General features: G+C 68.6%; 22 protein-coding genes and 1 tRNA gene. 11 read left to right on the top strand and 12 right to left on the bottom strand.

Annotated elements, in window-relative coordinates; translation table 11 throughout:
• Positions 1 to 20: 20 nt before the first annotated feature.
• Positions 21 to 105, bottom strand: a tRNA-Leu gene (locus DVH23_RS04150).
• A gap of 102 nt (positions 106 to 207) precedes the next feature.
• On the opposite strand from DVH23_RS04150, the gene DVH23_RS04145 reads away from it, so the two are divergent.
• Genes DVH23_RS04145 through DVH23_RS24100 form a run of 3 tightly spaced genes read left to right on the top strand, consistent with a single transcriptional unit; the run spans position 208 to position 2035 of the window.
• On the top strand, positions 208 to 741 hold the full coding sequence (locus DVH23_RS04145) for a multiprotein-bridging factor 1 family protein (protein WP_114576172.1): 534 nt from the start codon (positions 208 to 210) through the stop codon (positions 739 to 741).
• Positions 742 to 797: 56 nt separating this feature from the next.
• Complete coding sequence (locus tag DVH23_RS04140; protein ID WP_114576324.1) at positions 798 to 1871, top strand: trans-acting enoyl reductase family protein; 1074 nt, start codon at positions 798 to 800, stop codon at positions 1869 to 1871.
• Positions 1868 to 2035 carry a hypothetical protein gene (locus tag DVH23_RS24100; protein ID WP_198667830.1) on the top strand — a complete coding sequence of 56 codons (168 nt, stop codon included), beginning with the start codon at positions 1868 to 1870 and terminating at the stop codon, positions 2033 to 2035. Before DVH23_RS04140 ends, DVH23_RS24100 begins: the two co-directional genes overlap by 4 nt.
• On the opposite strand, the gene DVH23_RS04135 is transcribed toward DVH23_RS24100, so the two are convergent.
• Together DVH23_RS04135 and DVH23_RS04130 are read right to left on the bottom strand one after the other, a co-directional pair.
• Positions 2029 to 2898 carry an aminotransferase class IV gene (locus tag DVH23_RS04135; protein ID WP_114576171.1) on the bottom strand — a complete coding sequence of 290 codons (870 nt, stop codon included), beginning with the start codon at positions 2896 to 2898 and terminating at the stop codon, positions 2029 to 2031. The two genes, DVH23_RS24100 and DVH23_RS04135, sit on opposite strands and share 7 nt — an antisense overlap.
• A 121-nt stretch (positions 2899 to 3019) precedes the next feature.
• Complete coding sequence (locus DVH23_RS04130) at positions 3020 to 3772, bottom strand: VOC family protein (RefSeq protein WP_114576170.1); 753 nt, start codon at positions 3770 to 3772, stop codon at positions 3020 to 3022.
• Positions 3773 to 3942: 170 nt separating this feature from the next.
• Between DVH23_RS04130 and DVH23_RS04125 the strand changes: the two genes are divergently transcribed.
• Positions 3943 to 4242, top strand: coding sequence for a winged helix-turn-helix domain-containing protein (locus DVH23_RS04125; protein ID WP_114576169.1), 300 nt, complete (start codon positions 3943 to 3945; stop codon positions 4240 to 4242).
• On the top strand, positions 4232 to 4645 hold the full coding sequence (locus DVH23_RS04120; RefSeq protein ID WP_224828368.1) for a hypothetical protein: 414 nt from the start codon (positions 4232 to 4234) through the stop codon (positions 4643 to 4645). Before DVH23_RS04125 ends, DVH23_RS04120 begins: the two co-directional genes overlap by 11 nt.
• A gap of 25 nt (positions 4646 to 4670) precedes the next feature.
• Here DVH23_RS04120 and DVH23_RS04115 read toward each other — a convergent pair whose 3' ends face one another.
• The 4 genes from DVH23_RS04115 to DVH23_RS04100 all read right to left on the bottom strand — a co-directional run bounded on the left by DVH23_RS04115 (position 4671) and on the right by DVH23_RS04100 (position 9290).
• The gene (locus DVH23_RS04115) at positions 4671 to 5780 is read right to left on the bottom strand and encodes a S1C family serine protease (protein WP_114576168.1); all 1110 of its coding nucleotides are present in this window, start codon (positions 5778 to 5780) and stop codon (positions 4671 to 4673) included.
• A 189-nt stretch (positions 5781 to 5969) separates the two neighbouring features.
• Positions 5970 to 6425: a TIGR04206 family protein gene (locus DVH23_RS04110; RefSeq protein ID WP_114576167.1), complete on the bottom strand. Its 456-nt coding sequence runs from the start codon at positions 6423 to 6425 to the stop codon at positions 5970 to 5972.
• Positions 6422 to 7531 (bottom strand): GTP-binding protein, encoded by a 1110-nt coding sequence (locus DVH23_RS04105; RefSeq protein WP_114576166.1) that lies wholly within the window; start codon positions 7529 to 7531, stop codon positions 6422 to 6424. The genes DVH23_RS04110 and DVH23_RS04105 overlap by 4 nt, the downstream gene beginning before the upstream one ends.
• Positions 7532 to 7589: 58 nt before the next feature.
• Positions 7590 to 9290 carry a hypothetical protein gene (locus DVH23_RS04100; protein WP_114576165.1) on the bottom strand — a complete coding sequence of 567 codons (1701 nt, stop codon included), beginning with the start codon at positions 9288 to 9290 and terminating at the stop codon, positions 7590 to 7592.
• A gap of 138 nt (positions 9291 to 9428) precedes the next feature.
• Between DVH23_RS04100 and DVH23_RS04095 the strand changes: the two genes are divergently transcribed.
• A complete protein-coding gene (locus DVH23_RS04095) occupies positions 9429 to 9632 on the top strand; it encodes a hypothetical protein (protein ID WP_114576164.1) in 204 nt (67 codons plus the stop codon).
• 4 nt (positions 9633 to 9636) lie between these two features.
• Here the strand turns inward: DVH23_RS04095 and DVH23_RS04090 are convergent, their stop codons facing one another.
• On the bottom strand, positions 9637 to 10635 hold the full coding sequence (locus DVH23_RS04090; protein WP_114576163.1) for a Gfo/Idh/MocA family protein: 999 nt from the start codon (positions 10633 to 10635) through the stop codon (positions 9637 to 9639).
• Positions 10636 to 10678: 43 nt separating this feature from the next.
• Positions 10679 to 11932 (bottom strand): tRNA(Ile)(2)-agmatinylcytidine synthase, encoded by a 1254-nt coding sequence (locus DVH23_RS04085; RefSeq protein ID WP_114576162.1) that lies wholly within the window; start codon positions 11930 to 11932, stop codon positions 10679 to 10681.
• 85 nt (positions 11933 to 12017) lie between these two features.
• Between DVH23_RS04085 and DVH23_RS04080 the strand changes: the two genes are divergently transcribed.
• Both DVH23_RS04080 and DVH23_RS04075 read left to right on the top strand, forming a co-directional pair.
• Positions 12018 to 14117, top strand: a complete 2100-nt coding sequence (locus DVH23_RS04080) for an acetate--CoA ligase family protein (protein WP_114576161.1) — start codon at positions 12018 to 12020, stop codon at positions 14115 to 14117.
• A complete protein-coding gene (locus DVH23_RS04075; protein WP_114576160.1) occupies positions 14114 to 15175 on the top strand; it encodes a phosphotransacetylase family protein in 1062 nt (353 codons plus the stop codon). Before DVH23_RS04080 ends, DVH23_RS04075 begins: the two co-directional genes overlap by 4 nt.
• 6 nt (positions 15176 to 15181) lie before the next feature.
• On the opposite strand, the gene DVH23_RS04070 is transcribed toward DVH23_RS04075, so the two are convergent.
• Positions 15182 to 15934 carry a glucose 1-dehydrogenase gene (locus DVH23_RS04070; protein ID WP_114576159.1) on the bottom strand — a complete coding sequence of 251 codons (753 nt, stop codon included), beginning with the start codon at positions 15932 to 15934 and terminating at the stop codon, positions 15182 to 15184.
• 174 nt (positions 15935 to 16108) lie between these two features.
• Here DVH23_RS04070 and DVH23_RS04065 point away from each other — a divergent pair, with 174 nt between their 5' ends.
• Together DVH23_RS04065 and DVH23_RS04060 are read left to right on the top strand one after the other, a co-directional pair.
• On the top strand, positions 16109 to 17083 hold the full coding sequence (locus DVH23_RS04065; protein ID WP_114576158.1) for a transcriptional regulator: 975 nt from the start codon (positions 16109 to 16111) through the stop codon (positions 17081 to 17083).
• 358 nt (positions 17084 to 17441) lie between these two features.
• Entirely contained in the window at positions 17442 to 18836 is a 1395-nt protein-coding gene (locus tag DVH23_RS04060) for a carboxypeptidase-like regulatory domain-containing protein (protein ID WP_157972318.1), read from the top strand.
• 147 nt (positions 18837 to 18983) lie between these two features.
• Here DVH23_RS04060 and DVH23_RS04055 read toward each other — a convergent pair whose 3' ends face one another.
• Together DVH23_RS04055 and coxB are read right to left on the bottom strand one after the other, a co-directional pair.
• Positions 18984 to 21500, bottom strand: a complete 2517-nt coding sequence (locus tag DVH23_RS04055) for a cbb3-type cytochrome c oxidase subunit I (protein ID WP_114576156.1) — start codon at positions 21498 to 21500, stop codon at positions 18984 to 18986.
• Positions 21500 to 22507 carry a cytochrome c oxidase subunit II gene (gene coxB, locus DVH23_RS04050; RefSeq protein ID WP_114576155.1) on the bottom strand — a complete coding sequence of 336 codons (1008 nt, stop codon included), beginning with the start codon at positions 22505 to 22507 and terminating at the stop codon, positions 21500 to 21502. The genes DVH23_RS04055 and coxB overlap by 1 nt, the downstream gene beginning before the upstream one ends.
• Positions 22508 to 22781: 274 nt before the next feature.
• Here coxB and DVH23_RS04045 point away from each other — a divergent pair, with 274 nt between their 5' ends.
• A complete protein-coding gene (locus tag DVH23_RS04045) occupies positions 22782 to 23072 on the top strand; it encodes an amphi-Trp domain-containing protein (RefSeq protein ID WP_114576154.1) in 291 nt (96 codons plus the stop codon).
• The last annotated feature ends 1 nt before the right edge of the window (position 23073 follow it).

Raw genomic sequence — 23073 nt, 5'->3', positions numbered from 1 at the left:
ATTTGCTCGCGTCGAGAGAATGCGTGGGACCGGATTCGAACCGGCGGACCCCTACGGGACAGCGCCCTCAACGCTGCGCCGTTGGCCTGGCTTGGCTACCCACGCGCGGCAAGACTGCATTCCCGAGTAGACGGAGTTGTTTGATATGGGTTTCGCTTTGGCCCCCGCGAGCGGTGTATTCAAATGCGGTAGCCCCCAACGTCCCCTATGGCGAAATACTCGACGGGCACCTCGTCGGGCGGCGGTGGCGACAGCTGCGAGCTCTGTGGCGCCGAGAGCGGCTCGCTCCGGACGGCGACCGTCGCCGGCGCCGAACTCGAGGTCTGTCCCGACTGTGCGCCCCACGGCGAGGGCGGTTCGGGCAGGCGATCGGGCTCGGGCGGCGCGGGCGGCGGCCAGAGCCACGGCGGCAGTCAGGACAGCGAGGCCGAGCGGCGCAAACGCGCCGCCCGGAACACCGCGAAGGCGAACCCGATCTGGGACGGCGACTCCGAACACTGGGAGCGTGAGGGAACCAACTACGACGACGACCAGCTTCCGTACCTGGTCTCGGACTACGGCGAGGTCGTCGTCGAGGCCCGCCGGGACGCGGGCTACCAGCGCGGCGAACTCGCCGACGAGCTCGAGGTCCCCGAATCCGACCTGCTCGCGATCGAACAGGGCCGGGCGACCCAGGCCGGCGTCGGCGGCGGCCTCGTCCGGGAGCTAGAGGAGGTCCTCGAGGTCGAACTCGCGGAGTGATCCCGCGGACCGGCCGGAAGCGACACGTTGACGGCGACGGCGCCGCCGAACCTCGTATGGACCTGCTCGTCTACGGCTCCTACGGCTACACCGGCCGGCTGATCGCCCACCGGCTCGTCCGACGTGGACGGGAGCCGAGGCTCGCGGGCCGAAACCGCGACCGCCTCGAGGACCAGGCCGACGCCCTCGGTCTCGAGAGTCGAGCCTTCTCGCTCGACGGGCCGACCGAAGGGATTGTAGAGTACCTCGAGGGGTTCGACGCGGTCCTCAACTGTGCCGGCCCGTTCGTCGATACCTGCGGGCCGCTCGTCGAGGCCTGTCTCGAGGCCGGAACCGACTACCTCGACATCACCGGCGAGCTCCGGGTGTTCGAGGACCTCATCGAGAACGACGACCGCGCGCGTGAGGCGGGGATCGCTCTCCTTCCGGGCGCCGGCTTCGACATCGTCCCCTCGGACTGTCTCGCGGCCTTCCTCGCCGACCAGTTGGGATCGGTTGAGGAGCTTACCATCGGGATCGCCGGCGGAGCCTCGATATCGGCTGGGACCGCCAGAACGATCCTCCGGATGGCGGGCGAGGGCGCGGTCGTCCGCCGGGAGGGTCGGCTGCGGCGGGTTCCGGCGGCCGACGACGTCCGCGAGATCGAGTTCGGACGGGGTTACGGCACCCGGAGCGCCGTCACCGTGCCGTGGGCCGACGTCGTCTCGGCGCCCCGCTCGACCGGCGCCGAGGACGTCACGGCCTACGCCGCCGTTCCCTCGCCCGCAATCGGGCTCATGCGTCGGATGGGGCGGCTCGCTCCACTGGTCGGCAGCCGGCCTGCCAGGTGGCTCGGCGACCGACTGATCGACGCTGCGATCTCGGGCCCGAGCGCGCGCGAACGTGCTACCGGCTCGGCGGTCGTCTGGGCCGAGGCGACCGACGGCGACGACGTGGCGCGGGGACGCGTCGAGACCTCCGAACCGTACGGATTTACGGCACAGGCCGCGACGGCCATCTCCGAACGGGTCGTCGCGGGCGAGGTCGATCCAGGCTATCAGACGCCGGCGACCGCCCTGGGTCCCGATCTGGTCCTCGAGTTCCCCGGCGTCGATCGGGAACTGCTCGTGGCACCCGGAGAGGAGCCATGAACGTCGACCGGGCCGGCGCGTTCTACCTCGTCGGGGTCGCGCTCAACGCGGTCGCGTTCGTCTTCGCGCTGGCCGACGGCGAACCCCTGTTCGCGCTCGCCTTTGGCCTCGTGATGGTTTACCTCGGGATCCGCTATCGGATGCACGCCAGCGGCGGTCAGTAACAGGCCGTCTCGACGCGCTCGTCGTACAGTCGGGCGAGCAACTCGGTGACGGGGCCGACCTCGCGGTCGATGCCGTCGACGGTCCGAACCGGCCGAACCTCCCAGGTCGTGTTCGTGAGGAAGACCTCCTCGGCCTCCCGGATCGCCGCGGGCTCGTAGTACCCCTCCTCGATCGGGATCTCGGCCTCCTCGGCGAGTTCCATCACCACCCGCCGCGTGATTCCCGGGAGCACCGGACCGTCGGTCGTCGGCGTCCGTACTCCCTCCCCGGTGACGAAGAAGACGTTGCTCGTCGCGCCCTCGGCGACGTACCCTTCACCGTCGCGAACCAGGGCCTCGTCGGCGTCGTGGAGTTCCCGGCGGGCGAGGATCCCGTTCAGGTAGTTGTGGGTCTTCGCGCCCGCCGGGATCGCCTCGTCGGGAACCCGTCGAGTTCGGACCGTCTCGAGGGCGGCGGGGCCGTCATCGGCCCAGATCGCCTCCCCGGAGAGCCCGCCCCGCGGGAGCGGCTTGGCGACGACGACGACCGTCGGATCGACCGCGGGACCGGGGGTCAGCTTCCCTGGCTGGACCCCGCGAGTGATCGAGAGCCGGACGTAGGCGTCGAGCAGGTCGTTCGCCGCGAGCGTCTCGTCGATCCGCTCTCGAAGGTCCCCACGGGAAAGGCCGTGATCCAGCCCGATCGCCTCGCAGGTGGCCTCGAGGCGGTCGACGTGGGCCGCCCACTCGAAGACCGCGCCGCCGTAGGCCCGCATCGTCTCGAACGCACCGTCGCCGTACCGAAACCCCCGGTCCTCGACGGAGACCGTCGCCTCGCTTCGGGGCCGGAGTTCGCCGTCGACGTGATAGAGTCGCTCGGCCATACCGTCGCTTCGGCTCGCGGGTATTTAGGGACTCGACGTCGGGTCGGGGACACCGTTTCCGCTCGGGCGGCTCGCCGTCGCTCGCCACCGTTCGCTGAAAAACCTGCACCAAAAAACCGCCTTACCGCTCGATGACTTCGATCTCGTGGCCGTCCTGGTCCTTCGTGAAGGCGTAGTTGTAATCACACGACTCGGGATCGCGGTAGTCCTCGCTCTCGCGGGTCATCAGCGTCTCCCAGTCCTCCTCCAAGTCGTCGACGCGGACCGCGACGTGGCCCCAGGCGTCCCCGAGGTCGTAGCTGCGCCCGTCGTAGTTGTAGGTGAGTTCGAGGTCCATCTCCTCGCGGGAGGCATCCTCGGGAGCCATGAAGTAGTTCGCGAAGGAGTCGGCCTCCCAGCGGCCGGTCTCCTCGTACTCGAGGGTTCGGGTCCAGTAGCCCAGCGCCTCGGTCGCGTCCTCGACTCTGATCATCGTGTGGTCCAGTGACCAGCGCTCGCCGTAGTCGCGTTCGACGATCTCGATCTCGTGGCCGTCGGGGTCTTTGACGAACGCGTAGCCGGGGTTGTCCTCGGGCCGGCGGTAGTCCTCGACGCCGTTGTCCATCAGCTCGTAGTAGGCGTCCTCGACGTCCTCGACCCGAACCGCGATGTGGCCCCAGCCGTCGCCCATCTCGTACGTTCGGTCGTCGTGGTTGTAGGTCAGCTCGAGGGTCGCGCCGTCGTCGGGCTTGTCCTTGGGGCCGAGGTGGACGTTCGTGAACGTGTCGGCGTCCCAGCGGCCGTGTTCGACGTAGCCGAAGTTCTCTTGATAGAAGTCGAGCGATTCCTCCAAGTCCTCGACGCGCATCATCACGTGGTCGAGCGTCGCGTGCATGGAAGGTCATGTGCGACCCCGAGCCAAAAGCGTAGCGGAGGCGGCGACCGCCGGACACCCACCAGTGCCGTGGCCGGCAGTGATGGTCAACGGGCGATCGCGGCCCGGGTACGCGGACCCCGTTTCGCCCATCAGAACCTATTTCCGTCCATTCCGACCTTGATTACTCGATGCGGCAGGTGCTCTGGTGGCTGATCGGCGGTTCCCGCGGCGGGAAAAACCGCCTCCGGATCGTCCGAACGCTCGGCGATCGGCCGATGAACACCAATCAGCTCTCGGAGGAACTCGATCTGAACTACAAGACCGTCCAGCACCATCTCGAAGTGCTCGAGGAAAACGACGTCGTCGACACCCAGGGCGGCAACTACGGTCGGATGTACTTCCTGACCGATCGAATGCAACGCAACGTCGACGTTCTAGAGGAGATAGCCGCCCAAGCCGACATCGAGACCACCACCAATGACACGTGAACGCTCCGCGCTCGTAAAGACGGGTATCGTGGCCGCCGTCGCGGCGGTCGCCGGATACGCTGCCACGCTCACGCTCGGGCGGACGCCGCCGTTTCCGTTCGGGCCCCCGGAGTTGCTGGTGGCGCTCGTCCGGATCCAGCTGTTCGTCACGACGTTCAACCTGATCGTCCTCGTCCTCCTGATCCGGTCGTACGTCTCGCTGTACCGGGGCCTTCCGAACAAATACACGCGGAGCATGCTCGTGTTGAGCGTCGCCTTGCTGCTCTACGCGCTGACGTCGAACCCCTACGTCGCGGCGCTTTTCGGCTTCTCGCCGGGGGTCGACCTCGGGCCGTTCCTGTTCATCCCGCACGTGTTCGTCGGCGTGGGAATCGTCGTCCTGTTCTACCAGAGCCAGACGTGAGCCCAAGTGGAGCGACCCGGGCTCGCTACCGGGAGGCCGTCGCCGGCCGCTCGGGTCGTACCCCGAGAGTAACCGATACCGTCCGTCGCTCGCCGTCGCGACGCACCGCCAACTCGACGGTCTCCTCGGGCGACGCCTCGAGGGCGAGATACGACGAGAGCTCCTGGCCGTCGTCGATCGTCCGGCCCGCGACGCCGACGACGACGTCGCCCTGCCGGAGGGCATCCGCGGACGGCCCGTCCGGTTCGACCCGGGCGACCGCTACGCCGCGTGGCCCGTCGAGGCCGGCCTGGGAGGCGATCTCGGGGGTCACCGTCCGGAACCCGATTCCCAGGTACGGGTGGTCGTAGCTCCCGTCCTCGACGAGCGCCGGGACGACCCGGTCGACGAGGGCCGCCGAGATGGCGAACGCGAGGTTCTCGCCGCCGCCGGAGTTGATCACGCCGACGACCTCACCGTCCGTGGTGACGAGGGGCCCGCCGGAGTTGCCGGGGTTGACCGGCGCGCCGGTCTGGATCCCGTCGGGGATCGTGTAGCCGTTCGGCGCCGGAATAGACCGGTTGACGCCGCTTACGAGTCCCGAGGTGACCGAGCCCTCGAGCCCATAGGGGTTCCCGATCGCGAGGACTTCCGTCCCGACTGCGGGCTGGCTCTCGACCAGCGAAAGCGCCTCCGCGTAGTCGGGTTTCTCGTCGACCTCGATCACGGCGAGATCGCTCGAGGCGTCGGTCCCGACGACCGACCCGTCGCGCCACTCGCCCTCGGCGAAGCGCACCTGGACGTCCGTCGCGTCGGTGACGACGTGTGCGTTGGTGACGACGTAGCCGTCGCGGTACACCCAGCCCGATCCCTGGCCGCCGCCCGAGCCCTGACTGTCCGCGGAGTCGCCCCCGACCCGAACGAGGACGACCGACCCGATCACGTCGTCGTAGACCGCCGCGTATCCCCCCGTCGAGCCGGCGGCCGACGGAGCGGAGTCGTTGCCGGATTCGTCGGTTTCGTTTTCGGAGTCGCCGTCGGTTCCGTTCGCGGTCACCGATCCGATGTTCTCCGCGCTACAGCCGGCGAGCGCCGACGCGAGCGTAACGCCCGCAGCGGAGAGAACGGCGCGGCGACTCGGTTGGTTCGGTGTCATTGCATCTAATCGAAGCGCCGCAGACCGGAAAACCGTTGGCCGAACTCCGATACAACTCCGGGACAACTCGGGGACAACTGAGGCACAATTTCGTCACGAATCCGGTGCCCCCGCCCGCGTCGAACGGCTCGCCGGCCGCCTCCCCGTCTTCGCGCGCGGGCTCCTCCGCGGGGCTACCTTGCGCGGGAACTACCGCTCTCGCCCGTTCAGGTACGCCCAGCCCGCGAGCCCACCCAGCAGGACGGAGCCGACCGGGACCGCCGACCGTGTCGGTTCGGCGGCCAGCCCCCAGGCCGTCCAGCCGGCGGCGAGCGCCGCGAGCGCGAACAGGCCGGCGGCCACCCGCGGGTCGGCGCCGAGCCGCTCGCCGGCCGCCCAGACCGCCCCGAGGACGTAACAGGCGGTTCCGACCGGCCACATCCGGAGGTACCGGGGGAGGCCCGCAGTCGCCGAGAGGTACTCCGGGAGGGTGGTGACGTAGAACCCCTCGAGCGCGACCATCCCCCAGGGGAAGACGAGCGTCGCCGAGGTCGTCCGGACGGCGACCAGCGGCACCACGAGCGGCGCGAGGACGGCGAGGCGCCACGCCCATATCGCCTTTCGGTCGCGGACGGCACCGGCGCTCCCCTCGCCTGTGCGCGTCACCGCCGGAGGATCAGCTTCAGGACGTCCTCGTCCTGCAGGACGTGCTGATCACCCACTTGCTGTTCGTCGTGGGTCGCGCTCGGCCCCGAAACCCGCGCGAACCGAAAGCGCTCCTCGAACTCGCCGCCGAGCTTGTCGATGGCGTCCTCGACGGTCGCGCCCTCCCGGAGCATCAGGGGCTCCTCCCGGTCGATCCCGCGACCGGGCTTGTCCATGTAGACCCGGATGAACTCGAGGTGCTCCCAGATCCGGTCCTTGAGCGTGTCGAGGCCGCGTTCTGCCTCGGCGCTGATGAAGGTGACCGCCTCGGGGTCGAGTCCGCGCTCGCGCAGCTGGTCGTCCACCGTCTCCTTGTAGTCGGGATCGATCAGGTCGACCTTGTTGACGCAGGTGATCGAGGGGATGTACTCGCGGTTCTCCATCAGGCCGTCGACGAGCCGGTCGATGTCCACCTTCTCGCCGAGGTTGAGATCGGCGTTGACGTAGCCGTACTCGCGGGCGACCTCCTTGATCGTCGTTTCATCCAGATCCTGGTCGGCGCTCGAGGTCACTCGGATGCCGTCCTTGTGCTTTCGGCGTGCGGTCACCCGCGGGGGGTCGCGATCGACCCGGATGTTGATGTTATACAGCTCCTCCTGAAGGCGATCGTACTGTTCGATCTCGAACACCGAGAGCACGAACAGGACGAGGTCGGCGTTGCGCACGACCGCGAGCACCTGCTTGCCGTCGCCCTTTCCAGTTGCTGCGCCCTGGATCAGCCCCGGCACGTCGAGCAACTGGATGTTCGCGCCCCGGTGGGCGAGCATGCCGGGGTTGACGTCCAGGGTCGTGAACTCGTAGTCGCCCGTCTCGCTCTCGGCGTTCGTAAGCGAGTTCAGCAGCGAGGACTTCCCGACGCTGGGAAAGCCCACGAGGGCGACCGTCGCGTCGCCGGTCTTCTCGACGGAGTAGCCCGTCCCGCCGCCCGCCGAGGACTGGTTCTCCAGCTTCTCTTTTTTCTCCGCGAGCTTCGCCTTCAGCCGGCCGATGTGGGACTCCGTGGACTTGTTGTAGGGGGTGTCCTCGATCTCGGTTTCGATCTCCTCGATCTCCTCCTCGAGCCCCATTTGTCCCTAGCCAGCCGGTCGTGCCGAAAAACCCTTTCTATGCGCGACCCCGCCTCCCTCACTCGATCCGGTAGTCGTCGAAGCGGGCGACGGCGTACCGGTAGCCGGCGAGGGGTGCGACCAGCCCGACCGCGAGGACGAGCCAGGCGAGGGCGGCGATCAGGCCCGCGGGAACGGTCGGCTCGCCGATCACGGGGAGGAAGGCGAGAAGCGCCGTCAGAACATTGGCGAGGAGGGCGGCGGCGTCGATGGCGATGAGCGCGGCGGCCGCCGCGGGGAGGGCGATCGCGAGGCTGTAACAGAGGAAGGCGGCCTTGCTCGGCATCACCGCCTCCCGGTTGTTCGTTACCTTCACGCTGCCAAAGCGGGGGAAGGCGGTGCCGACGCCGGTCGCGAGCGCGGGCGAGAGGACCGCCCCTACGACGGTTCCGGCGACCAGGAGGAGCGTTCGCTCGACCGGGAGCGGGCTCGCGACTCCCGCCGCCAGGGCGACGAGGAGGCCGATCGGGGCGGTGACGCCCGCGCCCGCGAGGATCAGTCCCCGGGTCGAGGCTCGTCCCGACACCGTCGAGGTCATCGCGGCCGGCAGCGCGGGTCCGAGGTCGCCGAGTGGGTTCAGAGTGGCGAACGCGCCCGCGGCCCAGACGACGTACAACGAGAGAAGGACGGCGAGATAGGACGGAAACGTCCCCGTCGAGTACACCGTCTGGGCGAGCGGGAACACGCCGAACAGCGGGTAGGCGACGTACAGCAACCGGACCGGCGCCCGCTTGGTCCGGCGAAGAGCAGTCGCCGCGACCGTCCAGGCCGGCCGCCCGACGGTGGGGATGAGGGCGCTTTCGAGCCGACCGGGCGCGCGCTCGACGGGCTCGCGGGACGTGGCGGTCTCGTCCCCGCCGCCTCCGCCCTCGGTCCGGGCGGGGTCCGCGTACCAGTGGACCCGCGCGGAGGCGACGCCGGCGGCGAGGGCGACCGGGACGAACAGGACGGTGCCGACGAGAGCGCCGACCGCGGCCACCGGCGAGGGGTCGATGGTCGGAACACCGACGAGCAGGAGGTGGCCGGGCCAGCCAAGCGGGCTGTCCCCCAGCACCGAGAACACCACGGAGGTGATCCTGTTGAACCAGCCCGTCGCGATCAGACCCATGTAGACGGCGAAGGCGAGGACGCCGATGACGGTCCGGAAGCGCGCGACCGGCTCGTAGACCGTCAGCAGGTGGCGGATCCAGACGCCGACGACGAAGCCGACCGGGACGGCCGTCACGAGGAGCACGGCGACGACGACGACCGCGGCGGGCACCGGCAGGGCGGTCCCCGCGCCGTAGGCAAAGGCCCCCGAGAGCAGGAGCGTCGGGACGGCGATCCAGGCGCCGAAGAGGGCGATCTCGGCGCCGACGAGGCCGACGACGGCGTTCCTGAGTGGCGTCGAGATCAACAGACACGCGGGCTTTTCGACGTCTGCGACCGCGGTCGTCGTCCGGATCGTGGCCATGACCGCGACCCCGACCCAGAGCACGGCGGCGCCGCCGGTGACGATCTCCGTCGGCGTCCCAAACCCGAGGTCGCCGACGCCCCCCGCGGCGACGGCCTCGCCCGCCGCCGAGAGCCCGAGCACCCCGAACACGCTCACGGGACCGAGCATGAACAGGGCGACGGCCCCGAGCACCAGCAGCTTCGTCCGGTCGCCGGCGACGACACGGACGGTCCGGCGAAACTCCGTGCGGGCGACGACCGAGGCGGCACGCGAGACTCCGTTCATCGTCCGTCCCTGTCTCCCCGCCGACCCTAAACCTTTCGCACCGTTGTCGTTTCGGCGGGCGAACGGAGTCGAGGTCGAAACCGGCCGTGTGACATGACTTCGACACACATATCATCCGGGATACGCACGGGCCGGACGATGCCGGACCCGTCGTCGCTGCGCGACAGCACCCAGATCGTTCTCCCCCGGGAGGCGCTGGCAGGGCTCGAGGCGGGCCTCGACGACGCGTGTACGGTGACGGTGTTCGAGGAGGGCGAGGACCACTACCGGATCATCGGCAGCCCCGTCGAGATCAAACGTGCCGGCGAGTTCCTCGCGCGGAACGGCGTCGCCTTGCCTTAGCTCCTCAATACTTGATCTCGACGCGCTCGCCCGTCCGGGCCGACTCGTAGGCCGCCTCGGTGAGCATCGTCGCGTACAGCGCCGTCCGCGCGGTCGCGGGCGGCTCCGTCCCCTCGCGGACCGACTTGAGGAACGCCCCGACTTTCTCCGCGGTCGAGAGCACGCCCTCGATCGTCTCGCTTTCGCCCTCGGCGCCGGTTCGGATCAGGTGGCGGTCGTCCCAGCCCTCGCCCTCGATGATGCCCCGGCCGCCGTCGCCCCGGATCGCGATCCGCTCCAAGACGTCCGGGGAGTCCCCCGAGACGCCGATCGAGGCGACGGTGCCGTCCTCGAACTCGGCTGAGAGCGCGGCCTGGAGGTCGATCCGTTCGGCCTCGTGGTAGTAACTCATCTCGGCGGAGACGCTCGTCGGCCGGGCGTCGAGCATCCAGACGATGGCATCTAAGACGTGGCTCCCGCTGTCGTACAGCTGGCCGCCACCCGAGAGATCCGGATTCACTCGCCAGGTGCCCGCGACGTTCTGGATCCAGTCCTGGGCGATCTCGGCGGTGACGAACTTCGGTTCGATCTCGCCGGCCGCGATCGCCTCCCGGAGTTCGACGTAGGCGGTACAGAGGTGGCGCTGGTAGCCGACCATGAACACCTCCTCACTCCCTTCGACGCGCTCGGTGATCTCGCGGGCGCGATCGACGCCGGGGGTAAAGGGCTTCTCACAGAAGACGTGGAGGCCCGCGTCGAGGGCGTCCATGATGTGGTCGTAGTGGAGGGTGTGCGGCGAGGAGATCTGGACCGCGTCGAGGTCCTCGCTTTCGAACATCTCCTCGTGGCTCTCGTAGCGATGATCGGGCGCGACCGCGAGTTGCTCGCCCGCTCGCTCGCGGCTCGCCTCGGCGACATCGGCCAGCGCGACGACCTCGGCTCCGGGATTCTCGTGAAACTGGGTCGCGACGTGGGTTCCCCAGCCGCCGGTGCCGACGACCGCCGTCCTGATCGTCTCGTCCATACACCCCCACGCTCGGCGAGCGGGTAAGCGGTTTCGTTCCGCCTCAGCGCTCGGGGTGGACGGGCGCGTCGAACCCGCCGCGTACCAGCGGTTTCGCGATATGGCGGCGGGCACAGGGGGGCACCTCGTACCACCCCTCCTCGAGCTCGCGTTCTACTGCCCGTTCGACCTTCCCCTCTGCCGTCCTCGCGCAGTCTCGACACCGATAGCCTTGGTCGGCTCCGGCGCTCTCCATTCGCCGGCCGCAGTCGGGACAGGTCGGGGTCTCGAGTCGGGTCGTCCGCAGGTCGCGGACGGCGAACTTCTCGAGTTTGAGGGTGCCCCCCGAGAGTTCCCCACAGACCGTAAGGGAGTCACCGGCCCGCAGCGCCCGGACCCGCTCGCGAAAGCGTTTGGTCGGCTCGAAGGCGACACACTCCAGCCGACGGTCGCCGTCACCGACCTCGAAAAAGACGTGGCCTCCCTCGCGGGTTTCGGGACCCGAAACGACCTCGCCGGAGAGGCGATAGGCCCGGCCGTTCCGGAGCTCGCCGATCTCACCCTCCCGGAGGTGGACGTCGGTCCCCTGGTTCGTGACGAACAGTTGGCGCTCCGCAACGGGTTCGCTCTCGATCCTCGCCGCGATCCCCCTGACCGCATCGGCGTCGTCGCCGCGGATGCCGTACAGAATCGGTCCCGGCGTGTGGGGGACACAGACCGTCTCGCCCTCGATCCGGTCGACGGTGTCCCACACCGCCGGGTAACCCGTCTTTGCGGCCGCGAACACGCTTTGGTGATCGACCTCGCGGGGCGTGCCCCACCGCTTCGGTTCGCGGTAGGAGATCTCCTCGAGGGTCCACTCCGAGAGCGTCGACCAGGCGCCGACCGCCGCGAGCGCGCCGATCCGGCCCCGGCCGTTGCCCGCTCCCCAAGCACGATAGCCCGCCCGCTCGATCAGCGCCTCGCTCTCGGGGATCGTGAGGTGGTCCCGGACCGCCTCCCGAGCGAACTCGCTCACGGAGTCGGGCACCGCCTCGGGCGCGTGATCGGCGACGACGACACCGGGGTTTGCCGTGCCGTCCCCCGCGGCGAGGTCGGTGACTGTCTCGCGGGCGACCGAAAACGCCTCGCCGGGATCGCAGTCGGCGTGGACGGCGAGGGCGGCGTTCCCGCGGGTCTTGTGTTCGACGGCGGGGTTCAACCTGACGAGGAGCAGTCGCTCGACGCCCGACAGGGCGCTGGCGATCCGGGCGGCGACGTAGGTCGTACACATCCCCTCCTCGCGGGAGTCGGTGTCGTCGACGGCGACGACGGTCATCGGATCCAGTTGGAACCGCGGGCAGTAACGCGTTTCGGGCGCGGGCCGCGGCCACGCTTATTACGCTCGCTCCGATGGATGGCGTATGGGCGTACCGACGGAGTCGGCGGGATCGCTGACCGATCTCTTCGCTCCCCGGCGGGTCGCCGTCGTCGGCGCGACCGACCGCGAGGGGTCGGTCGGCCGTGCGATCGTCAAGAACCTCGCTCCGTTCGGCGGCGAGGTCGTCGGCGTCAACCCCTCGCGGGAGTCGGTGCTCGGCGTCGACTGCGTCGATTCCCTCGCCGAGGCGGGCGACCCCGACGTCGCGGTGGTCGCCGTCCCGCCCGACGCCGCGGTCGAGGCCGTCCGGACGGCCGGCGAGGTCGGGATCGGGAGCGTCGTCGTCATCACGGCGGGCTTCGGCGAGACCGGCAGCGAGGGCGCCGCCCGCGAGCGCGACCTCCGCGAGATCGCCGCGGAGTACGAGCTCGACCTCGTCGGGCCTAATAGCCTGGGCGTGATCGGAACCGGCGCCGGTTTCAACGCCACGTTCGGTCCCGACGCGCCCCTCAAGGGCTCGATCTCCTTTCTGAGCCAGTCGGGGGCGTTCGTCACGAGCGTGGTCGACTGGGCCCGCGACCGGGGGCTTGGCTTTCGAAACGTCGTCTCGCTGGGCAACAAGGCCGTTCTGGACGAGGTGGACTTCGTCCGGGAGTGGGACGAGGACCCGGAGACAGACGTCATCGTCGGCTACCTCGAGGGGATCGACGACGGTCGGGGGTTCATCGAGGCCGCCCGTGCGTGCGAGACGCCGATCGTCCTCGTCAAATCCGGTCGAACGGACGCCGGCGCGCGGGCCGCCTCCTCCCATACGGGGGCGATCGCGGGCAGCGACCGGGCCTACGAGGCGGGCCTCGAACAGGCCGGCGTCCTGCGCGCACAAACGGTTCAAGAACTGTTCGACGCCGCCGAAACGCTGGCGGGCCAACCCCTCCCCGAGGGCGACGGCGTCGCGGTCGTCACCAACGCCGGCGGGCCGGGCGTGATGGCGACCGACGCGGTCGGGGACTCCCGGCTCTCGCTTTCCTCGTTCAGTGAGGAGACCACGAGCCGACTCCGGGAGGCCATGCCCGACGCCGCGAGCGTCCACAACCCGATCGACGTGATCGGCGACGCCGACGTCTCGCGCTTTCGGGATGCGCTTGCGGCCGCGACGGCCGACCCGAACGTGGGGATGGCGACGGTGATCGCGGCGCCGACCGCCGTCCTCTCGTTCGACGCGCTCGCGGAGACGATCCTCGCTATCCGCGAGGAGACGGGGGTGCCGATCGTCGCCTGCCTGATGGGCGGGGAGAGCGCGCGGATCGCCAGTGGGGCCCTCTCCGAGGCGGGGGTCCCCGCCCACTTCGATCCCGCCCGAGCGATCGAGGGGCTGGACGCACTCGATGAGTACCGAGAGATCGGGAGCCGAGAGTACGACGACCCCATGAGTTTCGACGTCAACCGCGAGCGCGCCCGCGAGGTGCTGGATCGCGCCACCGAACGCGGCGACAATCGGATCGGCGTCGAGGCGACGGACCTCCTCGACGCCTACGGCATCCCCACCCCCGAGGGCGCGGTCGTCGAGTCGCCGGGGGAGGCCGAACGGGTCGCGAGGGGAGTCGAGGGCGACGTCGTCATGAAGATCGTCAGCCCCGATATCCTCCACAAGAGCGACATCGGCGGGGTCCGCGTCGGCGTCGCGGACGGGGAGGTCGCCGACGCCTACGAGGACCTCGTCGCCCGCGCGCGAAACTACCAGTCCGACGCGACCGTCCTCGGGGTGCAGGTCCAGGAGCTGGTCGACACCGAGCAAGGCGTCGAAACGATCGTCGGGATGACCCGCGATCCCCAGTTCGGCCCGCTCCTGCTGTTCGGGCTGGGCGGGATCTTCGTCGAGGTCCTGGAGGACACCGCCTTCCGCGTCGGCCCCGTGAGCGAACGCGAGGCCCGCGAGATGGTCGGCGAGATCGACGCCGCGCCGCTCCTCCGTGGCGCCCGCGGGCGCGAGCCCGTGGACGAGGCGGGGATCGTCGAGGCGATCGGCCGGCTCTCACAGCTCGTGACCGACTTCTCCGAGATCGTCGAACTGGATATCAACCCGCTGGTCGCGACGCCCGATGGGGTGTGCGCGATCGACCTCCAACTCACCGTCGAACCATGACCCGAACCCTGCTCGTCGCCGGCACCGAGGAAAGCACCGGAAAGACCGCCATCGCGCTCGCGCTCGCGAAGATTGCCGCCGGGAGAGGCGAAAGTGTCGGCTACATGAAACCGAAGGGGACCCGCCTCGAGAGCCACGTGGGAAAGACCAGAGACGAGGACCCGATGCTCGCGCGCGAACTCCTCGACCTCGACGCAGAGATGCACCGACTCGAGCCGATCGTCTACTCGCCGACGTTCGTCTCCGAGGCGATCCGCGGCCGGGAGGACCCCCAGGAACTCCGGGCGACCGTCCGGGAGTGTTTCGACGACCTCGCCGACGGCCGGGACCTGCTGATCGTCGAAGGGGCCGATCGGATCGACACCGGCTCGATCGTCGATCTCTCCGAACCGGCGGTCGCCGACCTGCTGGACGCGGAGGTCGTCCTCGTCGGCCGCTACGACTCCGCCCGCGACGTAGACGGCGTGCTCGGCGCGGCCGAACGCTTTGGCGACCGGTTTCGCGGGGTCGTCTTCAACGCCGTCCCGGACGCCGCCGTCGACGAGGTCGAGGCGGCCGCGGGCTTTCTCGAGGGCCGAGACGTTCCCGTCCTTGGCGTACTCCCCAGAGAGCGCGACCTCGCGGGTGTCACCGTCGCCGACCTCGCCGACGAGTTGGGTGCCGAGATCGTCACCCGGGACGCCCCGACCGACGCCTACGTCGAGCGCTTCCTCGTCGGCGCGATGAGCGCCGAGGGGGCCCTCTCCTACCTCCGGCGGAGCCGCGACGGCGCCCTGATCACCGGCGGCGACCGCGCGGACCTCCAGACCGTCGCCTTGGAGGCCCCAGGGGTCCGCGCACTCGTGCTCTCGGGGGGAATCCGTCCCTCCGGGGCCGTGGTCGGCGCCGCCGAGGAGGCGGGCGTCCCGATTCTCGTCGTCGGCGCCGACACCCGCTCGACCGTCGAGCGGGCCGAGGACGTCGTCCGGAGCGGCCGGACCCGCGACGAACGCACGGTCGAAACCATGGGCCGGTTGCTCGCCGACCACGCCGACACCGACGCCCTCCTTCGGGACTGATGCGGCCTACGCCATGTAGCCGCCGTCGATCACGAGCGGGTGGCCGGTAACGAAGGAGGCGTCATCCGAGCAGAGCCAGACGACCGCGCTCGCGACCTCCTCGGGCTGGCCCATCCGGCCGAGCGGTTTGGCGTCGATGAACGCCTGCATCTGCTCGCCCATCTCCTCGGCCGAGCGGGCGACCATCTCGGTGTCGATGACGCCCGGACAGACCGCGTTGACCCGGACGCCCTCGGGACCGTACTGGGCGGCCGCGACCCGGGTCAGCCCGATCACGCCGTGTTTGCTCGCGACGTAGGGACCGGGACCCGCGGCGGCCAGCCCGGCGATCGACGCCGTGTTGACGATGCGACCGCCACCGTCGTCGGCCATCGCCGCCAGCTCCTCCTTGAGACAGAGCCAGACGCCGGTCTGGTTGACCGCGATCGTTCGGTCCCAGTCCTCGATCGACTGCTCCGCGAGGGGGGCGTGGTCGCCCTCGATCCCCGCGTTGTTGAACGCCATGTCGGGAACGCCGTAGCTCTCCTCGGCCGCCTCGATCAGCGCCGCCACGCTTCCCTCGTCGGTGACGTCGGTCTCGACGGCGGTCGCCTCCCCGCCCGCCGACTCGATTTCGTCGATCGTCTCTTCGATCCCGTCGCCGTCGACGTCGGCGGCGACGACCCGCGCGCCCTCCTCGGCGAACCGTTCGGCGGCCGCCCGTCCGATCCCGCCCGCTGCGCCCGTCACGACCGCGACGCCGTCACTGATCCCGTTCATATCGAACCGAGGACTACGACCACGAGACGGTACATCAACCCATGGCCCTGTTGCAGCCGGTCCGGAGCTCCCCTTATATATAAACGCTCCGGCTCCCGTACCCGGAAATCGACCGACTGCGACCGGGACGGGTCGGGGAAACACTCATGTATCGAGAGTCGCTTACGTCCTTCCATGTCCCGGGGAGCACTGGTCGGAAACGTCACCGCGATGCTCGAGGACGCGGGGTTTGCCGTCAGCGAACGGTGTGCGATCCGCCCGAAGAGCTTCGACGTTGCTGCCAGACGCGGGGACAGTCTCGTCCTCGTGAAGATCCTCGGCAACGTCGACGCCTTCACCGAGGAGACGGGCCACGAGATGCGCCGGCTCGGCTCCTATCTGCGGGCGACGCCGCTTCTGGTCGGCCTACGGAGCCGCGACGAGGAACTCAAACCCGACGTCGTCTACTTCCGCCACGGCGTCCCCGCGTTCAGCCCCGACACCGCCTACAACTTCTTCGTCGAGGGCGTCCCGCCGCTGATCTACGCCGCCCCCGGCGGTCTCTACGTCAACATCGACGGCGACCTGCTCGCCGACGAGCGCGCCGACCGCGAGTGGAGTCTCGGCCAGCTCGCGAGCGAGTTGGGAGTCTCCCGGCGAACCGTCTCGAAGTACGAGGACGGGATGAACGCCTCCGTCGAGATCGCGATGGCCTTAGAAGAGCTGTTCGAGGCACCCCTGACGAGCCCCGTAGACGTTCTAGAGGGCGCCGAGGACGTCCACGACAGCGAGCCCACTCCAGAGGACCCCGACGCCGATCCCGACGACGCCGAGGTCGTCACCGTCCTCACCCGGGCGGGGTTTCGGGTCCACCCCACGCTCCGCTCTCCGTTCAAGGCCGTCAGCGAGGACGGGGAGCGAGACGACGGCGAGGACGTCGTTCTCACGGGCCACTCCGCGTTCACGGAGGCCGCCGAGAAACGCGCCCGCATCATGAGTTCGATCGGCCGGGTCGCCGACACCCGGTCGGTCTACTTCGTCGAGAAGGCAAATCGGGAGTCCGTCGACGGCACCGCGCTCGTCGAACGCGAGGAACTCGCGGAGATCCGGGATGCAGAACACCTCCGCGAGGTCATCCGCGAGCGTGCCGACCGGGAGGAAGCGGCCTGAGGGCCACGTCGAACCCGGCCGAACTACTTCTCTCCCGTCCGCCCCGGAGCCCGCCCGAGGAAAACGGGGAACGCGCCCCACCCGGCGACGCGGCAGCCCGGATCGGCAACGGTCATCCGGAACCGATACGGATTGTGCGTCGATACTACTAATAACCGTTGGGCCAGGGGACAGGGTACGGGAGCCAAGCCGTTCCGGGATCGCGCGAGACACCCGAGATACGACGCCATCGGCCGAGCGGGCCGCGCCCGTCCGGGTCCCAGCCGAGACCGATGGCGATATAGCCAATGACCACGATGGCGAGGACAGTCAGGCGATCCGAGCGGACGGCGAGAGGACCCATCGGGAGGCCATCGATATGAACGACACGGACAACGAGATCACGACCGACGAGAGCGAGAGCACCGACAGCGAGGCGATCGCGGCGCTTACCGTCCGGGTCGTCGGGCCGGCCGGCGAGCCGATCGAGGGCGCGATCGTCCGAGGCGAGGGCGACGGCGTCGAGTTCGGCGGCGAGACCGACGCCGACGGGACCTACGTCGAGGAGGAAGCGGACACGAGTACGTACACGATCGAGGTCGACCACGGCGAGTACGAGGCGGCGACGGTCGAGTACACTCACGACGACGACGACGGCGAGGTGACGGTCGAACTCGCCTCGCCGGTCGCCGTCGCCGATCTCGCCGTGCGGGTCGTCGATTCGGCCGGCGAACCGATCGTCGGCGCGAGCGTCGACGCCAAAGGCCGACCCCACGACGCCGGGATCCCCCTCGAGTTCTCCGGCGAGACCGATAGCGAGGGAGTCTACCGGGACACCGTCTACGAGAACGCCTACGCGATCACCGTCGACCACGAGGAGTACCATCCCGAGACAGTCGAGTACGGCCACGACGGCGACGGCGGACCGACGGTCTCCCTCGAACCCATCGAGGGCGGGGTCCCCGGCGCCTCGCGGATCACCGTCGCCGTCGTCGACGAAAGCGGATCGCCCATCGAGGGCGCGGAGGTGATCGGCCGCGGGACGCCCCACGAGGCCGACATCCCCCTCCAATTCCGCGGCGAGACCAACAGCAACGGCCGCCATCCGGACGTCATCTACCACAACGACTACCGGATCCAGGCCGACCACCCCGACTACACCGGCGAGATCGTCCGACACACCCACGACGGCCCCGCCGACGTCGCCGTCGAGCTCGAGTCCGGTCCCGAACGGATCCCGGTGGCGATCACGGCCATCCACCCCGACACGGGGGGTGCCATCGAGGGCGCGGCGGTGCGTCTCGTCCGGACCAGCGGACCCGACAGCGTCACCGCCGACGCCGAAACCGGAAGCGACGGGGCGGCCCTCCTCGAGGTCGAGGCCGGCGAGTACAACGTGTTGGTGGCCGACGACATCGACCTGACGCTCGTCGAGACCGAGTACACCGTCGCCGTCGGTGACGATCCGGTCCAGACCTCCTTCGAGGCCGTCACCGAACCCGACGACTGCGTGTTGACCGTCGAGGTCGTCGACGGCGAAACCGGGAGCCCGATCGAGGGCGCGCGGGTCCAGGCCGACGTCCGCGCCGAGAACATCGACGACATGGGCCTGGCGGCCGGCGAGGCCGACGGCAACGGGATCGCCGAGCTCCAGGGCTGGTGTGGCGAGTGGGAGCCCGCCATCGGCTCCGAGGGCTACTGGCCCGCCGACCCCGGTCGGCTCGACGTCGCGGGCAACGACGCGCTCACCGTCGAACTCGAGCCCCGCGAGTAACGCCGGAATCGCTCCCGGAGCCTCCTTCGAGCCGTCTCGGTATCGTTCGGACGGAAGTCGAGCGCCACGCTCGCGGACTCGACGATTCGTTCTCGAGTTGCCCACTGGTCGAGATTGAGGACGGAAAACGGGCCGACCGCCGACCCGCTACATCAGGTAGAAAAGCGGGAAGAGGAAGACCCAGACGATGTCGACGAAGTGCCAGTAGAGCCCGAAGAACTCCACGGGCCGGGAGTCCTCGAGATAGGCGTCGATCGAGATCACGCGATAGATCATGAAGACGGCGACGAAGAGGCCAAGCAGCACGTGGAGCCCGTGGAGGCCAGTCGTGACGAAATACATCGAGTAGTGGAGGTCGGTGAACCAGAAGATCCCGTGGCTGAACTCGTAGCTCCACTCGTAGGCCTTCACGCCCATGAACGTCAGCCCCAGCAGGACGGTGGTCCCGAGGGTGGCGAGCAGTCCCGTCTTGTTCTTCCGTTCGGCCATCACGAGCGCGAGGATGACCGTGAAACTCGACGTGAGCAGGATGTACGTGTTCAACAGGCCGAGCTGGGTGAACGGCGGCACGGGGTCCCAGCTACCCCAGCCCGCGTAGATCCGCATGAAGACGTACGCACCGATGAACGCGCCGAAGACCACGACGTCCGACGCCAGGAAGAACCAGACGCCGAGTTTCGTGTTGCCGACGTTCTCGAACGGCCACCGTTCGGCGATCGCCATCGTCGGCGCGGTAAAGCGCTCGCGGCCGAACTCGAAGAGCGTGTAGCCGAGCGTGGCGACCCCGACGACGGTGATCCCCGAGTAGAGGTAGCTCACGTTGGCCGTGAGCCCCGCGCTCTCGAAGTACTCGGGGTCGAGCGATTCGACCAGCGCCGCGACCGTTCCCGTCATGCCCGAGGCGCCAAGCAGGGTGATGAACAGCCCCAGCCCGATGCCGAAGGGCCAGATGCTCGCGTGATCGACGTGTTCCTCGGCGGTCGCGTGGTCGTGGCCGTGGTCGCGCTCGAGGGCGGCCCCGGCGTCGGCGGTCGCCATCGCGCCGCCGTCGGTGGTCGCACCGCCGTCGGTCGCCGGCGTGTCGTCGACGAACTCGAGGCGCCCGCTCGCATAGGAGGGGCGTCCGGGCCAGTTCTCGAGGGGTGGCGGCGAGGGGATCGCCCACTCGGCGGTCCGGGAGAACTCCCAGGGGTTATCGGGGGCGTCGGGACCGGAGACGAGGCTCTTCCCGAGGGTGTAGAACATGATGAGGAACGAACTCCCCAGGACGAACGCGCCGACGGTCGCCATCTGGTGGTAGATCTGCATGCCGTCGGCGTAGTGGAACACCCGGCGTGGGGTCTCCCAGGCGAGGAACATCGGGAAGTAAAGCAGGTTGAAGCCGACGAAGTAGACCGCGAAGTTGACCTTGCCCAGCAGCTCGTCGTACATCTTCCCGGTCATCTTCGGCCACCAGTAGTAGACCCCGCCGACCAGCGCGGTCACCCCCGAGACCATGACGTAGTGGAAGTGCGCGACGACCCAGTAGGTGCCCCGGAACTCGTAGTCGAGGACGACCGCGCCGAGGAACACGCCCGTAATGCCCCCGAGGATGAAGAGGACGAGCGCACCCAGGCTGAAGAGGAACGGGGTGGTAAAGCGGACGCGGCCCTTGACCATCGTGTAGATCAGCGAGAAGACCATCAGGTCGAACGGCAGCGAGATCCCGATCGTCGTCGCCATGAAGAGGGTCTTGATCTCCAGGTTGATCGTCGTCAGGAACATGTGGTGCATCCATACCAGGAAGGACTGCACCGCCACCAGGACCATCGCGATGATGACCCACTTCCGGCCGACGATCCGCCGACCCGTAAAGGTCTGGAACGTCTCGAACATGATCCCCAGCGCGGGGAAGAAGACGATGTACACCTCCGGATGACCGAAGAACCAGAACAGGTGTGCCCACAACAGGCTCGAGCCCTGGTCGGTCACGAAGTACTGGGTCAGCAGGATCTTGTCGCTTACGAGCAAGAGCAAGGCCGCGAGGAGGGCCGCGAACGCAAACAGCATCATCCAGACCGTAAGCAGCCACGACCAGCTGAAAAGCGGGACGTTCCAGAGGCCAAGCCCCTCCGCACGGGAGCGGTGCATCGTCGTCAGGAAGTTGACCGTCCCGACCGTGATCGAGGTGACGAACAGGAGTAACGCGACGATCGCTGCGGTTCCGCCCGTGGTCGCCTGAACGGCGGGCGTGTACATTGGGACGTTGAGCGGGGCGTACATCGTCCAGCCGCCCTCGAAGGACCCACCCTGGAAGAAGGAGATCGCGAGCAGGACCCCCGAGAAGAGGTAAAACCAGTAGCTAAGCGCGTTCAGCCGGGGAAACGCGAGGTCCTTCGCGCCGATCTGGAGCGGAACGAGGTAGTTCGCAAAGCCCGTCGCGACCGGCGAGAGGAACCAGAACACCATCACCAGCCCGTGGATGGAGACCGCCTGGTTGAAGCCGCTGTTCGAGAGAAGAGTCCCGCCCGGGCTCCAGAGCTGGACCCGGAAGAGCAAGGCGAGGACGCCCCCGAAGATCAGGAAGAAAAACGCGGTCACGAGATAGAGGATCCCGACGTCCTTGTGGTTGGTCGTCACCAGCCAGCGTTTGATCGACGTCCGCGGCGGGAAGTGCTCAGACATCAGCTCTCACCCTCCTGGCTGGATTCGTCGTCGGCGTTGCCGTCGGTTTCGTTGTCCTCAGTGTCATTGTTTCCGTCGTCGCCACTGGCGTCGGTACCGTTCGTGTCGCTTTCGTTGCCGGCGTTCGTTTCGTTGGCCGCGTCGGTCGCGTTGCCCCCGGTGCCGGCCGCGGAGCTCTCGTTCGCTCCGCTCTCGTTGCTCGCAGCGTCGGTACCGTTCGCACTGCTTTCGTTGCCCTCGGGGCCCGTTTGGGTGCCCGTGGCGCTCTCGTTGCCCCCACCGCTTTCGTTTCCGCCGCCGTTCGCCTGGGCTTCCTGTTCTGCCATCCACTCCTGGAAAGCCTCCTCTTCCATCACGGTGAGGTCGGCTTTCATGTTGGAGTGGCCGGCACCACAGAGCTCGAAGCACTCGATGGCGTCCTCGTGGGTCACGTTCTCTCCGTTCTCGGGCGCGTCGGCGATGAACCAGGTCTCGGAGTACTCGCCGGGGATCGCGTCGGCTTTCGCGCGTTGATCCGGTATGCCGAAGGCGTGCCAGACGTCGATCGACGTCACGTTCAGCTGGATCTCCCTGTCGGCGGGGACGACGAGCTCGCCGTTGGACTCGACGCCGTTTTCGTACTGGAAGGTCCAGGAGAACGCCTGTCCCTCGACGTCGACGTTGAGCGCCTCCTCCTGGGCCTCGTCGCCCGGACCGGCCTCGACGTAGAGGAGCATCTGGTACGACCAGAAGACGAGCCCGAGCACGATGACGGCGCTCAGCCCGAACGAGAGGAAGAGCTTCCGCCCTCCCTTCCCCCCGGTCGGCAGTTCGCCGACGACCGGGAGGTCCTCGTCCTCGCCGTGGTTGCCGTCGTCGCGGTACTTGTAGGCGTTGTACAGCGTATAGCTGACGACGACGATGCCGACGAGCGTCCCGAGTCCGAGAAAGAGGACGAAGATCTCGTTGAAGACGTCGACACGCGTCTGCTGTAACGGAGTGGTAAGTTGGGGAAGGATCGTGGTCACCTCGTTTGCCGGCTACTTTTATAGTAGTCGCTGAGTGCTGGGTCCACTTGGCTATTGTGGAAGCCCTCGTCGAACCGAACGGACGGTCCGCTCGCCGCCGGCGCTTCCGTCCGCATCGACCGCGCGTTGTTCTCCGGCATCCAGGTCTCTAAACGGACCTTTGTCCGACCGACCTTTTGTGTATCGTTCTGGAGCCGTCGCCCGACCGCCGCCCCGCCGCCGGACCCGACCTCCCACCACGACGACTCTTATACCCGCGACGCGTAGGGGGCGTATGCCCGAAGACGTCCTCTTCGAGTTCGAGCGCCCGATGGACCGCACCGAGATCGCCGACTACCTCCGGACCGTCGCCGACCGCCTCGAGGCCGGCGATGAGCTCGCCATGGAAGGCGGCGGCGAGAGCGTCAGCCTCTCCCCGCCCGCGACCCCCACCTTCGAGGTCAAAGCCGAACGCGAGACCTCGAGTAAGGGCGGCCCAGGCGAGTTGAGCGTCGAGTTCGAGCTCGAGTGGGACGAGCGTGAGGACGGCAAGGAAGGCGACGAGGGCGGACTCTCCATCGAGTAGC

The sequence above is a fragment of the Saliphagus sp. LR7 genome, assembly GCF_003344565.1.
Taxonomy (GTDB): Archaea; Halobacteriota; Halobacteria; order Halobacteriales; family Natrialbaceae; genus Saliphagus; species Saliphagus infecundisoli.
The sequence above is the reverse complement of the archived record's forward strand: the minus strand, read 5'-3'. Positions and strand labels throughout refer to the sequence as shown.

Coding starts and splice junctions, on each gene's coding strand:
- DVH23_RS04145 (WP_114576172.1), top strand. CDS start 208: ATGGCGAAATACTCGACGGGCACCTCGTCGGGCGGCGGTGGCGACAGC.
- DVH23_RS04140 (WP_114576324.1), top strand. CDS start 798: ATGGACCTGCTCGTCTACGGCTCCTACGGCTACACCGGCCGGCTGATC.
- DVH23_RS24100 (WP_198667830.1), top strand. CDS start 1,868: ATGAACGTCGACCGGGCCGGCGCGTTCTACCTCGTCGGGGTCGCGCTC.
- DVH23_RS04135 (WP_114576171.1), bottom strand. CDS start 2,898: ATGGCCGAGCGACTCTATCACGTCGACGGCGAACTCCGGCCCCGAAGC.
- DVH23_RS04130 (WP_114576170.1), bottom strand. CDS start 3,772: ATGCACGCGACGCTCGACCACGTGATGATGCGCGTCGAGGACTTGGAG.
- DVH23_RS04125 (WP_114576169.1), top strand. CDS start 3,943: ATGCGGCAGGTGCTCTGGTGGCTGATCGGCGGTTCCCGCGGCGGGAAA.
- DVH23_RS04120 (WP_224828368.1), top strand. CDS start 4,232: ATGACACGTGAACGCTCCGCGCTCGTAAAGACGGGTATCGTGGCCGCC.
- DVH23_RS04115 (WP_114576168.1), bottom strand. CDS start 5,780: ATGACACCGAACCAACCGAGTCGCCGCGCCGTTCTCTCCGCTGCGGGC.
- DVH23_RS04105 (WP_114576166.1), bottom strand. CDS start 7,531: ATGGGGCTCGAGGAGGAGATCGAGGAGATCGAAACCGAGATCGAGGAC.
- DVH23_RS04100 (WP_114576165.1), bottom strand. CDS start 9,290: ATGAACGGAGTCTCGCGTGCCGCCTCGGTCGTCGCCCGCACGGAGTTT.
- DVH23_RS04095 (WP_114576164.1), top strand. CDS start 9,429: ATGCCGGACCCGTCGTCGCTGCGCGACAGCACCCAGATCGTTCTCCCC.
- DVH23_RS04090 (WP_114576163.1), bottom strand. CDS start 10,635: ATGGACGAGACGATCAGGACGGCGGTCGTCGGCACCGGCGGCTGGGGA.
- DVH23_RS04085 (WP_114576162.1), bottom strand. CDS start 11,932: ATGACCGTCGTCGCCGTCGACGACACCGACTCCCGCGAGGAGGGGATG.
- DVH23_RS04080 (WP_114576161.1), top strand. CDS start 12,018: ATGGGCGTACCGACGGAGTCGGCGGGATCGCTGACCGATCTCTTCGCT.
- DVH23_RS04075 (WP_114576160.1), top strand. CDS start 14,114: ATGACCCGAACCCTGCTCGTCGCCGGCACCGAGGAAAGCACCGGAAAG.
- DVH23_RS04070 (WP_114576159.1), bottom strand. CDS start 15,934: ATGAACGGGATCAGTGACGGCGTCGCGGTCGTGACGGGCGCAGCGGGC.
- DVH23_RS04065 (WP_114576158.1), top strand. CDS start 16,109: ATGTCCCGGGGAGCACTGGTCGGAAACGTCACCGCGATGCTCGAGGAC.
- DVH23_RS04060 (WP_157972318.1), top strand. CDS start 17,442: ATGAACGACACGGACAACGAGATCACGACCGACGAGAGCGAGAGCACC.
- DVH23_RS04055 (WP_114576156.1), bottom strand. CDS start 21,500: ATGTCTGAGCACTTCCCGCCGCGGACGTCGATCAAACGCTGGCTGGTG.
- DVH23_RS04045 (WP_114576154.1), top strand. CDS start 22,782: ATGCCCGAAGACGTCCTCTTCGAGTTCGAGCGCCCGATGGACCGCACC.